Source organism: Photorhabdus akhurstii (genome assembly GCF_018448925.1).
Lineage (GTDB): Bacteria > Pseudomonadota > Gammaproteobacteria > Enterobacterales > Enterobacteriaceae > Photorhabdus > Photorhabdus akhurstii.
In genome coordinates this window covers 79719-92368 of sequence record NZ_RCWE01000011.1, presented here as the reverse complement: position 1 = coordinate 92368, position 12650 = coordinate 79719, and the positions used below count along the sequence as shown (strand labels likewise).

Below are 12650 nucleotides of genomic sequence, written 5' to 3'. Positions count from 1 at the left end.
GTAGGAAGGAGAAAAATATGAAATTTGTTGGAGCACATGTCAGCGCTGCCGGCGGAGTTGATCAAGCGGTTATCCGGGCGCACGAATTAAAAGCTACCGCCTTTGCCCTATTTACAAAAAATCAGCGCCAGTGGAATGCTCCACCTTTATCCGCTGATGTTATCGATAAATTTAAAGAAAATTGTGAACGTTATGGATATGGTCGTCGGCAAATTCTCCCTCACGACAGTTATCTGATTAATCTCGGCCATCCAGAAAGTGAAGCTCTGGAAAAATCCCGGCTAGCTTTTATTGATGAGATGCAACGTTGCGAACAATTAGAGATCGATCTATTAAATTTTCATCCTGGCAGCCATCTCAATAAAATAGATGTGGATAAATGCCTGGCACGTATTGCAGAATCTATCAATATTGCTCTCAATAAAACCCAGGGAGTCACTGCTGTTATCGAAAATACGGCAGGTCAAGGCACTAATCTGGGTTTCAAATTTGAACATCTGGCGGCAATTATTGACGGAGTTGAAGATAAAAGCCGAGTGGGTGTCTGTATTGATACCTGTCACGCCTTTGCTGCTGGCTATGATTTACGTACGGATGATGTTTGTAAACAAACTTTTCAACAGTTTGAAAAAGTTGTTGGTTTTCAATATTTATGCGGAATGCATTTAAATGATGCCAAAAGTGAATTCGCCAGCCGTGTTGACCGACATCATAGCCTTGGAGAAGGAAATATTGGCAAAACACCTTTCAGTTATATTATGAAAGATGCTCGTTTTGATGGTATTCCTCTCATCCTTGAAACGATAAACCCAGATATTTGGCCGCAAGAAATTGCCTGGCTGAAGTTACAACAACATTAATTATTCTTTAATTAAAGCATCATTCAACGGGTATCAGTTCAACGTTAGCCATCATGGCCGCTAATTCGGGGCGATTACTGATACCTACATTAGGCTGGCTAACGGCAAGCGCAGATACAGCCGTCGCCAATCGCAAAGTATGTTCACTGGATTCTCGCATCAGCAAACCATAAACCAAACCACCAACCATTGAATCACCAGCCCCAACAGTGCTGACGACTTTACAATGTGGTGGTTTTGCCAACCATGCTCCAGAAGCATTAACCCATAATGCCCCCTGCTCACCCAAGGATATGACAACATGAGCGATTCCTTGATCCCTGAGTTGATGCGCAGCCATGATGATATCGGATAACTCAGGTAACAGGCGCCCTGCCCATACTTCAAGCTCATGGCGATTCGGCTTCACTAGCCAAGGGGATGCTTTTAATCCTGCGACCAATGCTTCACGGCTGCTATCGAAAATAATACAAGGGCAAAGCTGACGCAGGCAGGTCATCCAGTCGGTAAACGATTCAGCAGAGACACCAGCAGGTAAGCTTCCACTCACAACCACCATATCAAACTGCCCAAGCCATGAAAGCGAATCATTAACAAATCCTGACCATTCAGCTTCACCGACATAAAAACCAGAGAAGTTAAAATCTGTCACTTCGCCGCTTTCTTCTGTCAATTTGACATTAATCCGTGTTCTGCCCGGTACTAAATGAAAACGATTGACCATACCATTTTCATTGAAGAATTGTTGAAATCCTTCCTGATTTTCCTTACCCAAAAAACCACTCACCGTGACATCAATACCTAAGTCGCGCAAAACTTTAGCAACATTATTGCCTTTTCCCGCAGCATGTAGTCCGGCGGTTTGCACTCGATTGATCGCCCCCTTGACGATTTCCGGGCACAACCCCACTAAATCATAAGCAGGGTTTAGGGTGATAGTGGCAACTCTACGACTCATTTTGCCCAATGTCTCCTAAGTAGATAATCATCATTACTACGAATTTTCAGTTCTATTTATATCACTTTATATCACTAAAATTGAATCGTTTCAGTTAAATTCCGTACTTTATTGATCGTTGCCTTAAATTGATTTACGGATAAGAATAGCATTGAGTTTTTCTCAAAATGAGATGCAAATTTGCTGAAATTTAGATGAAGGAATAAACCAAATGTCTGTCATTGTGGGTGTTGGCGTTGTTATTGTAAATGAACATGGACAAGTATTACTAGGAAAACGCAACAGTAAACATGCACCATACTGGTCAATCTTTGGTGGTCATGTTGATGCAGGAGAAACTTTTGAGCAATGTGCAATCCGTGAAATTGCAGAAGAAACAGGTCTGACAATTCAGTCACCAAAAGTCTACGGGATTTGCAATAACCTTCAAACTTATCAACAGGAAGGAAAACATACTATTTCGGTGTGTTTACTGGCAAAACATGCAGGAGATGAGCCGAAATTGATGGAACCAGAAAAATGTGAACAACTTATGTGGTGCAATCCTGATAATCTTCCTGAACCTCATTTTGAAGCCAGTCGGAATGCAATAAAAATGTGGCAAGAAAATAAATTTTATCTGACCGAATGAACTAACTTATGTTAGTTCAATTTCAAATAATCCTTTATGACATCTATTTACACTCTATAGACAAAAATGTATCTTTAAGCTAGTACAAAGAAACAATATACCAGCAGGAGTTAAATATGTCCATTGAGACAACCCAGAGTTTAAAGCGCCCTCCCATACTGGGAGGTGCAATGATCATTGCCGGAACTGCTGTCGGTGCAGGAATGTTCTCTACTCCTGTGGTAACTTCTGGAGTCTGGTTTACTGGCTCAATTATTTTGCTGGTTTACACATGGGCGTGTATGTATTTTTCCGGCTTGATGATACTAGAAACCAACCTGAACTATCCATCAGGCGCCAGCTTCCATACCATGACTAAAGATTTACTCGGTAAAGGATGGAATGCCATCAATGGTATCTCTATTGCATTCGTGCTTTATATATTGACCTATGCCTATATTTCAGCGGGCGGCTCAATTATTGTCCACAATTTTAAAAATATTATTCCGATATCACAGGCAAATGCTGGCCTTATTTTCGCCTTTATCGTTGCACTTATTGTCTGGTTATCGACTCAAGCTGTGGATCGTCTGAGCACAATTTTGATCGGCGGTATGGTGATTACTTTTTTTATGTCCGCTGGCGGTATGTTTACCGAAGTTAAATATGTCATCCTGTTTAATCAGACGGATGCTATATCAAACGACACATCAACAAGTTATATGCCTTATGCTTTAGCCGCTCTGCCCTATTTACTCGTCTCATTCGGATATCACGGTAACATTCCAAGTTTAGTAAAATATTATCATAAAGATAGCAAAGCTGTTATTCGCAGCCTGTTATTCGGTACGTTAATCGCATTAACTATTTACATCTTGTGGCAATATGTCATTCAAGGAAATATTCCCCGCGAAGTATTCAAACAGATTATTGCTGATGGCGGGAATATCGATGCTTTATTAAAGCATATGGATAATACAACAAACAGCGAAACCGTTCACCAGCTTCTAAATGCCTTTTCTTATATGGCATTAGCAAGTTCATTTCTTGGTGTCTCTTTAGGGCTATTTGATTACATAGCTGACTTCTTTGGTTTTAAAGATAATAACACCGGCCGGTTAAAATCTGCATTAGTGACATTTATTCCACCAACAGCACTAGCTTTACTGTTCCCCAATGGTTTTCTATATGCTATTGGTTTCGCTGGATTTGCTGCAACTATCTGGGCTGTCATTATTCCAGCACTTATGGCTCGGGCAAGTCGTCAGCGCTTTCCAGAAGCCAGCTACCGAGCGCCAGGAGGAAAATTCCTTATTGGGTTTGTCATCCTGTTTGGTCTGATAAATGCCATAGCTCATATTTTGTCCTCCCTTGATTTATTACCTGTGTATCGTTGATATAAAACATTCTTACTACAACCCCAATGTAAAAAAACAGCGGGGTTTTTTAATCCCTACTTGCCTAATGCCCTGACTGCGAGTAATTTTGTCGCCGATTATTCTCTTGCAGTTTTATGGAAGGTTACATATGGCTAAAGCCAACGAAATTAAACGCGGTAGTGCCGTCAGTTATAATGGTAAATTACTGCTAGTCAAAGACATTGATATTCAAGCACCAAGCGCCCGAGGGGCTAGCACATTATATAAAATGCGCTTTACTGATATCCGCACCGGCCAGAAAGTGGAAGAACGTTTCAAAGGCGATGATATCCTTGATACGATCAGCCTGACTCGTCGTAGCGTTAACTTTTCTTATATTGATGGTGATGAATATGTTTTCATGGATGATGAAGATTTCACACCTTATCACTTTAAAAAGGAACAAATCGAAGAAGAGTTATTATTTATTCCCGAAGGTGGCCTGCCGGGCATGCAAGTTCTGACAATCGAAGGACAAGTCATTGCCCTTGAACTGCCACAGACAGTCGATATGGTTATCGAAGAAACAGCCCCAGGAATTAAAGGCGCTTCAGCCAGTGCACGGACAAAACCTGCCAAAATGAGCACCGGACTCACCGTGCAAGTACCTGAATATATCAGTAGCGGGGAAAAAATCCGTATTCATATTGCAGAACGTCGCTATATGGGACGTTGCGATTAACAATATTATCTAATTCTGAGTTGCCCGGTATAAAACAGGGTAACTCACTTTAGCTATTCCATTAATTAAATCAGTCACCTACTTTCCCTTTAGCATTTAGAGATAATTTAAATTCTCAAATAAAATACAACATAAATTTGTCACTCATTCATTTTAGCAATGACAAATAAAATCCTTACTCCTCTTCTAAAATTTTTCTTAACATCAATTATAGAAAATTGTAACAACACCGATTTTATCTTTTCCTTTTATCCATTTAATCTCTGTTACCCCCATTTGGTGTGGTAAATAAAAATAAATATCATTTTGCAAATCGAGCTTTCGTCGTTGGGTAATTTTATGTCCCTTTCGCCAACAAGTGGTGTCAGCCCAGTTATCACGCCAATCAAAACGACACGGTGATTCAACGATCGCACCTGAAAAGCGAATAACCCCTGTATTTGATGTTGTTTCTGATCCGCTATTGACAAAACCAGGAATCATCAGAAAAAAGCAACCCATCATAACCCGGAACATAGACATAAAGCCCTCACTATAAAACAGCATCATTCGCTGCGATTTCCAAAAATGAAATCAACCTAGAAATCGGAAAAATTTATGAGTCTATGTATTGGTAACGGCTATTTTCGTTGTTTATTTATGATTTTTAGCGATTAAAGCTGATTAAGATATTTATATCTTCCAACATTAGAATTATCAGAGATAATTATCAATAAATTAAGAATTTACAACCTTAAACACCACAACATCACTCAATAAAAACCCGCAGAATTGAACAGATATAGTTACCAAAGTAAATAAAAAATGAAGGAAAAAGCACAAGGTAGATAAAAAAACAACAAATTAACTTATGATTAAGAATTGTGACATTATTACTCAATATTTGTTATATTAACCAACATAATTGTAAGTTTAGTTACCACTTATTTTATTTTTAACAAATAGGTCTCCCATGACACGCAGTCACTCATTTACCATATTTATATTGAACCTGTTGGGGATTACTCTGTTTCTCTCTTGGTATTTACCAGAACAGCACGGTTTTTGGTTCAAAATCGACTCTGCAATCTTCCACTTCTTTAATGAGAAATTAATCCCAGGTTCAGTATTCACAGAATTTGTAGCATTTGTGAATATCAGGGCTTTCGATGCCATTTCGCTTTTATGTATGGGATTACTATATTACAACGCTTTTCGTAAACAGAATTACGATGGCAAACGCAGATTATTCATGATTGGTCTGGTCATGATAATAAGCGCAGTTATACTTAACCAAATCGGTCATCTACTCCCGGTTATCCGCCCAAGTCCAACATTAACCTTTGATCATATCAATCGTATTAGCGAAATGACCAATCTGGCAACAAAAGATGCATCAGGCGATAGCTTTCCAGGCGATCACGGATTAATGCTCCTGATTTTTAGCTGCTTTATCCTTCGCTATATCTCAGGTAGAGCATTCTGTATCGCATTATTGATCATGGTAATCTTTGCATTACCTCGTATCATGGCAGGAGCGCATTGGTTTACTGATATTGCCGTCGGCTCTTTATCACTGGTGCTAATCGGAACAAGTTGGCTACTATTAACACCATTAAGTGACATCATGATTAACTGGCTGGATAAGAATCTGCCACAAATTGGTCGCACAATTTAAGATCTTTCCCTTAAACTCTTTTTACCGAATAATATTGGGAAGATATTTAACCTTCCCAATAGCTCATAAAACCCACATAAATAACATAAATTAGCAACACTCCTGATCTCTCCTACTTAGAAATCTAATTTTTTGTAAATTATGTCATTAAATACTCGCCTTTTCCTGATTGTTTCTGTACTCTCGGTCTGAATGACATTTATTGTAAATATCGTTATAAAACGTGGCATCAGGCGCGTTTTTTCACCAAGCGCGTTGTTTACTCATTGTTTTTTCTAACACCAGGCTTCGAAGCGTTTGATATTTTTCAATAATAGCGACCAACTAAGGTAAGGATAGCAAGGGAAAACAAAAATAATGGTCAAGTCTCAACCGGCTCTGAGATACATTACGCGGCTGATACCCGCGCTGTTCGTAGCGATCACTTTATCCGCGTGCAGCTCGCCAGATTCATCAAGGTTTCGTAACACACAAACTGATACGCATGCAGTAAACGGTAAGAACGGCTTCTTACTTCAAGCGTCTCAGGATGAATTCGAAGCGCTTGTTCGTAATCTGGATATAAAATCTAAAATTCTTAGCCAATACAATGGCTGGAAGGGCGTTGCGTATCGACTCGGTGGCGATACTAAACGCGGTATAGATTGTTCTGGCTTTGTTCAACGTACTTTCCGTGATCAGTTTGGTATGGAACTGCCACGTTCAACATTTGAACAACAAAATATTGGCAAAAAAATCGACCGCTCAAAATTGCGCCCTGGCGATTTAGTCTTATTTAAGACAGGTGCACGAACCAGGCATATTGGCATCTATGTTGGCAATGACCAATTCGTCCATGCTTCTACCAGCAATGGTGTCGTCGTTTCCAGGTTAAGCAGCACATACTGGAGCAAACGTTATTACGGCAGTCGCCGAGTCATCAGCAATAGCATGGTACCTAACGGCTGATTGTACCTAACGGCTAAAAAGTACCTAACGGCTAAAAATTTTTCCCTTGCCCACAAAAAAGCGCCTCCATCAAAGGAAGCGCTTTTCGCGTTTATATCAGAATGGATAAAGCGCAGTTATCTTTTCAGCAATGGCAGCGCCAAGTGTCTTCAAACGACACATAACCGCACTTTCATCTTCACTATTAATAAATAAGCACGGTTGACCTTCCAACTCAATCACAGTGCTTCCGATTTGCATATCAGCAAGTGATTGCTGCAATTTTTGCATAACATTCCACGCAGCCCCGTCCTCGTGGCTGAGTAACTTCAACCCCATCAGGCTGCTCTCTGCATTCACTTCATCAACCGGAAGTGGCTCAACTTTGATACCCACAAAACCGGGTGACCACCTGTAACTTTGCGGCAGCCGATGTACTACCGAAAGCTGAATATTATTCACGAATCATTCCTACCTGAAAGAACATAGATACAAAAGTTAAAGTTAGCGGCTATCTTCAGGTGTTCTACTCGCCAAAACCGAATAACTAACCCCCAAAAAAGGTAAACGAAAAGTTAAATTTGTGTTTATAGTATTACATTAATTCCAAATTTCACCTTAGAAAAAGTGAGATCAATCTCTCATTTCTCATATATTTATACTTTTTTTAAAGAAAACTCAACTAATTTTTATGCAAAAACCCAACTTTATGTTTAATGATTGTTTACATATTTTATTTTTTCAACTCAACACTTTAACATAAAAATCAAATAAGAACTGTAAAAACAAATAGATAACAATGTGTTTTATAAGGTATAATTAAAGACAACCTAATAATAACGCCATTTAATATTTGTTAATTTAACAAAAATACAACAAAGACTTATAATTACTATCAATACATCAACAACAACTTATTCTCATAGCAGAACATTTCGGAATTTCCTTACAGTCAAAAGTTAGCCTGTTAGCCCAACGGGAATACAAAAATCAACAAAACACAACAGCAATAATAAAACAACAATGAAACAACAATGAAACAACAATAGTTTCACCTCGCTATAAATAGATCAGTACCACTATTTATAGCTATTAAGCACAACCAATTTTCAATTCCCCGAAATATTCAGGAAAAATACTCTCTTTAATAAAATTATCGTTTTTAATGATAATTCCAGTGATACAGAAAATGCTACTGATACCACAAACTCATTACAGCCTCATTATTTAATGGTAAATATTAAAATAAAAAAAACACCATAAGAATATGATTTAATAAATCATATTAAATCTTACCACTATCAATCAAGAATATATCAATGAAAGAAGATATACATTTTAGAATAAAATGGTTCCTCAATAATCTCTCATTAAATTATAACCGTAAAATATCATCAAAAATATTTTTCGCTTACAATAATTTTCTTTTTAAAGAAAAGGCTGCACATGAAAACAGCCTTCTGTTTTTATTTACCGACTCTTTTTTGTATACATAATAAACAGCACAGCTAAAATAACAGATAAAACCATAGAGCCAACCATTGGCCAGGCATTTTGTGCTGGTAACATGGCAAGTAATGCACCAACCAAGGCACTAATACCATAACGAATTGTACCCGCAAATGAAGACACCGTTCCGGCCATATGTGGGTAATCATCTAAAACCACCGCCATGACATTAGATGTAATCATAGAAATACCACATATATAAGCTGCAACACCGATGACCAAAGCAATAAAGCCAAAATCGAGTGTGGTAGACAGTAACAACCAGATCCCCATCACAAACTGCACACTCAAACCAAAATACATCATCTTCAACGCACCAAAACGTCGGACATAGCGACTATTTATTGTCGTCATTACAAACATAAATGCAATATTAAGCGCAAAGTAATAACCAAAGTGCTGAGGAGAAACACCATTTAACTCAATATAAACAAACGGCCCTGCACTGAGAAAAGAAAACATTCCCGCAAATGAAAAACTGCTGGCAAGAATATAGCAAAATACACGGCGCTGGCGAAATAACATAATAAACTGATTTACAGTTGTACGAAGATGAAATTTTTGTCTTTTCTCTCTTGGCAAAGTCTCTCTGATAAAGAAAGCAACGAGGAATACGGTAATAACAGCAGTTACCGCAATACTCCAGAAAATAGCATGCCATGTGAACCAAATCATTATCATGCCACCAAGAATTGGAGCAATTAATGGAGCAACAGTCATTACCAATATTACAAAAGACATGCTGCGCGAGAATTCATCTTTGGTGAACAAATCTCGCATTAGCGCATTAATGACAACCCCTGCGGCGGCTGCGGAGAAACCATGCAAAAAGCGCATATAAATAAAATCATCGATATTCTGAACCATTGCACATGCAGCCGAAGCTAGAGCAAATACAGCAACCCCACCCAGAATAACCGGCTTACGCCCCAAACTGTCAGCCATTGGACCATATATCATCTGACCGATAGCAAAACCAAGAATATAACTGCTCAGCGTCATCTGAACCTGCCCGCTATCTACACCGAAATCTTCGGCAACAGTCGGTAAACTCGGTAAATACATATCAATGGCAAGAGGCATTAACATAGAAAGCAGACCAAGAATTAAAATCAGTCCTAAATAGGATGATCGTTGTTGTTGCACGTATATTGCTCCAATAATTTAAAATAATTAACTAAAACTAGCACTAAGGAACATTGACACTGGCAATTTCTTGCTTAGTCAATGGCCGATACTCTCCTGGCTCCAATTCAGGATCTAAGATGATTTCGCCGATTCGCTCACGATGAAGCTCTGTTACCCGATTCCCTACCGCGGCAAACATACGTTTTACCTGATGATAACGCCCTTCACTAATTGTCAGACGGACAACTTGAGGTTCCAGAATTTCCAGTTGGGCGGGTTTTGTCAGTGTCTTTTCACCATTAAGTTGAACACCTGCAAGAAATTTATCTGCCGTCTCTGCTGCAACCGGGCATTCAAGTGTAACTAGATATGTTTTTTTACAATGATGTTTTGGGGAAGTAATGCGATGAGACCATTGACCATCATCGGTTAGCAAAACCAGACCGGTGGTATCCATATCCAACCTACCAGCCGTATGTAATTTATGCGCTGCCGATTCATCAATAAAATAGAGAACGGTCGGATTTATCGGATCATCAGTGGAACAGACATACCCTTGTGGTTTATTTAGCATAAAATAACGAGGCCCTTGCTGCTGTTCCAATAACGAACCATCAAACATGACCTGTTGCTCTAGAGTTAATTTATAAGCTCCGGTTTTTATAATCTCATCATCAACAGTGATACGCCCCGCACGCAGCTCGCGTCCTACGTCATTCCGACTGATACCAAGCTGTTGTGACAAAAATTTATCCAATCGCATGGATGAAGACACCTGTATTAATTAATTTAAACATGAACGTAATCCACTACTATTTTGGCACTACCTCGGCACTACAACACAATGTCACCAAACAATGCCACCAAACAGTGCCACCAAAAAAGAAGATGTGAAATTAACCCAAAAGATTTGAAAGCTAATCATAACTATGTTTACTATAAACAACAATTATCTATTTGTTATAACCAGTTATAGTTTCTCTCAATCAGATAATTATCTTACCTTGACTTCCACCCACAGCAAATTAATAAGAAAAATGTTACTCTTTTACGAATATTTTTCTGTTACGGAACGATCATGACTTTTACTTTACGTCCCTATCAGCAAGAAGCCGTGGATGCCACTGTTAATCACTTCCGGCGCCATCATGAGCCTGCGATCATTGTATTACCAACGGGAGCAGGTAAAAGCCTGGTTATTGCTGAACTGGCAAAATTAGCTCGTGGGAAAGTATTAGTATTAGCTCATGTAAAAGAATTAGTTGCACAGAACTACAGCAAATATTGCGCATACGGTTTACCCGCAGATATTTTTTCCGCCGGATTGCAGCAAAAACAAAGCGCAGGAAAAGTGGTGTTTGGTAGTGTTCAATCTGTCGCCCGTAATCTTGAGCATTTTGATAATCAATTCTCGTTGCTGATAATTGATGAATGTCACCGCATTAGCGATGATGAAAACAGCCAGTATCAACAAATTATTCTTCACCTTCGGCAAAATAACCCTCAACTACGTATTCTTGGCTTAACAGCAACACCTTACAGACTAGCTATCGGCTGGATATATCAATATCACTATCACGGAATGATCCGTGGTGATGAAAACTGTTTTTTCCACGATTGCATATATGAATTGCCCCTGCGTTATATGATTAAACACGGTTTCCTGGTCCCCCCAAAGCGGCTAGATATGCCGGTTATGCAATATGATTTCAGCCAAGTTCGCTCCAGTCAGCAAGGTATTTTCAATGAAACTGATTTAAATCACGAAATCAAACGACAAAAACGCATCACACCTCATATTATAAAACAAGTCATTGAATATTCCGCTGATCGCAAAGGCGTTATGCTTTTTGCGGCAACTGTCGAACATGCCAAAGAAATTTTTCAATTACTCCCTTCTGGCCAAGCCGCATTAGTCAGCGCCGATACATCAACCGCTGATCGCGATCTGTTCATCGAAGCCTTTAAAACTCAGCAATTGCGCTATATGGTTAACGTCGCCGTATTAACAACTGGATTTGATGCTCCCCATGTTGATCTGATAGCCATTCTGCGTCCTACTGAATCCGTCAGTCTATATCAGCAAATTATCGGTCGTGGTTTACGATTATTTCCCGGCAAAAAAGATTGCCTGATTCTCGATTATGCAGGAAATCCTCACGATCTCTACACACCAGAAGTTGGCGGCAATAAACCGGATAAACAGAGCCAACCGGTTCAAGTATTCTGCCCTATCTGTAACTTCGCCAATATATTTTGGGGAAAATGCACCTCCGACGGTGAAATTATTGAACACTTCGGCCGCCGCTGTCAGGGTTGGGAAAAGGATCAATGCGGCAAACGCCGCCAATGTGAGTTCCGTTTTCGTTTTAAGCTTTGCCCTCATTGCGGTGCAGAAAATGATATCGCCGCACGGCATTGCCACAGTTGCCAAGAGGTGCTGGTCGATCCCGACGATATGCTGAAAGCCGCATTGAAACTCAAAGACGCACTGGTACTGCGTTGTGGTGGTATGCAGCTCATTCCTGAAATTGACAGTAAAGGAGAATGGCTGAAAATCATCTATTACGATGAAGATGGCGCTGACGTTTCAGAACGTTTTCGGTTGACAACCCCTGCCCAACGACGGCTCTTTGAGTACCAATTTCTTCGTCAACATCAGCGTGCTCCGGCTATACCTTTTAACTGGAAAACAGCCTCAGATATCGTTCACCAGCAACCTCTATTGCGTCATCCAGATTTTGTTGTCGCTCGTAAAAAAGGTCGATTCTGGCAGATTCGTGAAAAAATCTTTGATTACCAAGGGCGTTTTCGACGGGCAGACGAATTATATTAATAGGTTCCGATTGACCTATTCTATTTGCTGTAACCGCCATTTTTCGCTAGAATGCCGCCCGCTTG

12 protein-coding genes are annotated in these 12650 nt (G+C 39.6%); 7 read left to right on the top strand and 5 right to left on the bottom strand.

Annotated elements, in window-relative coordinates; all coding sequences use genetic code 11:
• Window positions 1-17: 17 nt before the first annotated feature.
• Window positions 18-860: a deoxyribonuclease IV gene (gene nfo / locus EAE93_RS13770; protein WP_214039890.1), complete on the top strand. Its 843-nt coding sequence runs from the start codon at window positions 18-20 to the stop codon at window positions 858-860.
• Window positions 861-879: 19 nt separating this feature from the next.
• On the opposite strand, the gene fruK is transcribed toward nfo, so the two are convergent.
• Window positions 880-1818 (bottom strand): 1-phosphofructokinase, encoded by a 939-nt coding sequence (gene fruK / locus EAE93_RS13765; protein ID WP_036814442.1) that lies wholly within the window; start codon window positions 1816-1818, stop codon window positions 880-882.
• A 211-nt stretch (window positions 1819-2029) separates the two neighbouring features.
• On the opposite strand from fruK, the gene EAE93_RS13760 reads away from it, so the two are divergent.
• The 3 genes from EAE93_RS13760 (at window position 2030) to yeiP (ending at window position 4528) form a co-directional block, all read left to right on the top strand.
• Complete coding sequence (locus tag EAE93_RS13760) at window positions 2030-2449, top strand: nucleotide triphosphate diphosphatase NUDT15 (RefSeq protein WP_036814444.1); 420 nt, start codon at window positions 2030-2032, stop codon at window positions 2447-2449.
• A gap of 116 nt (window positions 2450-2565) precedes the next feature.
• On the top strand, window positions 2566-3825 hold the full coding sequence (gene mtr, locus EAE93_RS13755) for a tryptophan permease (protein ID WP_214039889.1): 1260 nt from the start codon (window positions 2566-2568) through the stop codon (window positions 3823-3825).
• A gap of 130 nt (window positions 3826-3955) precedes the next feature.
• On the top strand, window positions 3956-4528 hold the full coding sequence (gene yeiP / locus EAE93_RS13750) for an elongation factor P-like protein YeiP (RefSeq protein ID WP_036777297.1): 573 nt from the start codon (window positions 3956-3958) through the stop codon (window positions 4526-4528).
• A 204-nt stretch (window positions 4529-4732) separates the two neighbouring features.
• On the opposite strand, the gene EAE93_RS13745 is transcribed toward yeiP, so the two are convergent.
• Window positions 4733-5077 (bottom strand): hypothetical protein, encoded by a 345-nt coding sequence (locus EAE93_RS13745; RefSeq protein WP_250151027.1) that lies wholly within the window; start codon window positions 5075-5077, stop codon window positions 4733-4735.
• A gap of 403 nt (window positions 5078-5480) precedes the next feature.
• Here EAE93_RS13745 and EAE93_RS13740 point away from each other — a divergent pair, with 403 nt between their 5' ends.
• Together EAE93_RS13740 and mepS are read left to right on the top strand one after the other, a co-directional pair.
• Window positions 5481-6185, top strand: coding sequence for a phosphatase PAP2 family protein (locus EAE93_RS13740; RefSeq protein WP_036777299.1), 705 nt, complete (start codon window positions 5481-5483; stop codon window positions 6183-6185).
• A 357-nt stretch (window positions 6186-6542) separates the two neighbouring features.
• Window positions 6543-7133, top strand: a complete 591-nt coding sequence (gene mepS, locus EAE93_RS13735) for a bifunctional murein DD-endopeptidase/murein LD-carboxypeptidase (protein WP_214039888.1) — start codon at window positions 6543-6545, stop codon at window positions 7131-7133.
• A 96-nt stretch (window positions 7134-7229) separates the two neighbouring features.
• On the opposite strand, the gene EAE93_RS13730 is transcribed toward mepS, so the two are convergent.
• The 3 genes from EAE93_RS13730 to rsuA all read right to left on the bottom strand — a co-directional run bounded on the left by EAE93_RS13730 (window position 7230) and on the right by rsuA (window position 10512).
• Entirely contained in the window at window positions 7230-7574 is a 345-nt protein-coding gene (locus EAE93_RS13730) for a YejG family protein (protein ID WP_036777304.1), read from the bottom strand.
• Window positions 7575-8582: 1008 nt separating this feature from the next.
• The gene (locus tag EAE93_RS13725) at window positions 8583-9767 is read right to left on the bottom strand and encodes a Bcr/CflA family multidrug efflux MFS transporter (protein ID WP_046394933.1); all 1185 of its coding nucleotides are present in this window, start codon (window positions 9765-9767) and stop codon (window positions 8583-8585) included.
• A gap of 43 nt (window positions 9768-9810) precedes the next feature.
• Window positions 9811-10512 carry a 16S rRNA pseudouridine(516) synthase RsuA gene (rsuA, locus tag EAE93_RS13720; protein WP_214039887.1) on the bottom strand — a complete coding sequence of 234 codons (702 nt, stop codon included), beginning with the start codon at window positions 10510-10512 and terminating at the stop codon, window positions 9811-9813.
• Window positions 10513-10827: 315 nt separating this feature from the next.
• Between rsuA and EAE93_RS13715 the strand changes: the two genes are divergently transcribed.
• Entirely contained in the window at window positions 10828-12585 is a 1758-nt protein-coding gene (locus EAE93_RS13715) for a DEAD/DEAH box helicase (protein ID WP_040153155.1), read from the top strand.
• Window positions 12586-12650: the final 65 nt, after the last annotated feature.

Bases quoted from the DNA above. Each gene is read 5' to 3' on its own strand.
- fruK (WP_036814442.1), bottom strand. From the start codon at position 1,818: ATGAGTCGTAGAGTTGCCACTATCACCCTAAACCCTGCTTATGATTTA.
- mtr (WP_214039889.1), top strand. From the start codon at position 2,566: ATGTCCATTGAGACAACCCAGAGTTTAAAGCGCCCTCCCATACTGGGA.
- EAE93_RS13760 (WP_036814444.1), top strand. From the start codon at position 2,030: ATGTCTGTCATTGTGGGTGTTGGCGTTGTTATTGTAAATGAACATGGA.
- EAE93_RS13715 (WP_040153155.1), top strand. From the start codon at position 10,828: ATGACTTTTACTTTACGTCCCTATCAGCAAGAAGCCGTGGATGCCACT.
- nfo (WP_214039890.1), top strand. From the start codon at position 18: ATGAAATTTGTTGGAGCACATGTCAGCGCTGCCGGCGGAGTTGATCAA.
- yeiP (WP_036777297.1), top strand. From the start codon at position 3,956: ATGGCTAAAGCCAACGAAATTAAACGCGGTAGTGCCGTCAGTTATAAT.
- rsuA (WP_214039887.1), bottom strand. From the start codon at position 10,512: ATGCGATTGGATAAATTTTTGTCACAACAGCTTGGTATCAGTCGGAAT.
- EAE93_RS13740 (WP_036777299.1), top strand. From the start codon at position 5,481: ATGACACGCAGTCACTCATTTACCATATTTATATTGAACCTGTTGGGG.
- mepS (WP_214039888.1), top strand. From the start codon at position 6,543: ATGGTCAAGTCTCAACCGGCTCTGAGATACATTACGCGGCTGATACCC.
- EAE93_RS13745 (WP_250151027.1), bottom strand. From the start codon at position 5,077: ATGATGCTGTTTTATAGTGAGGGCTTTATGTCTATGTTCCGGGTTATG.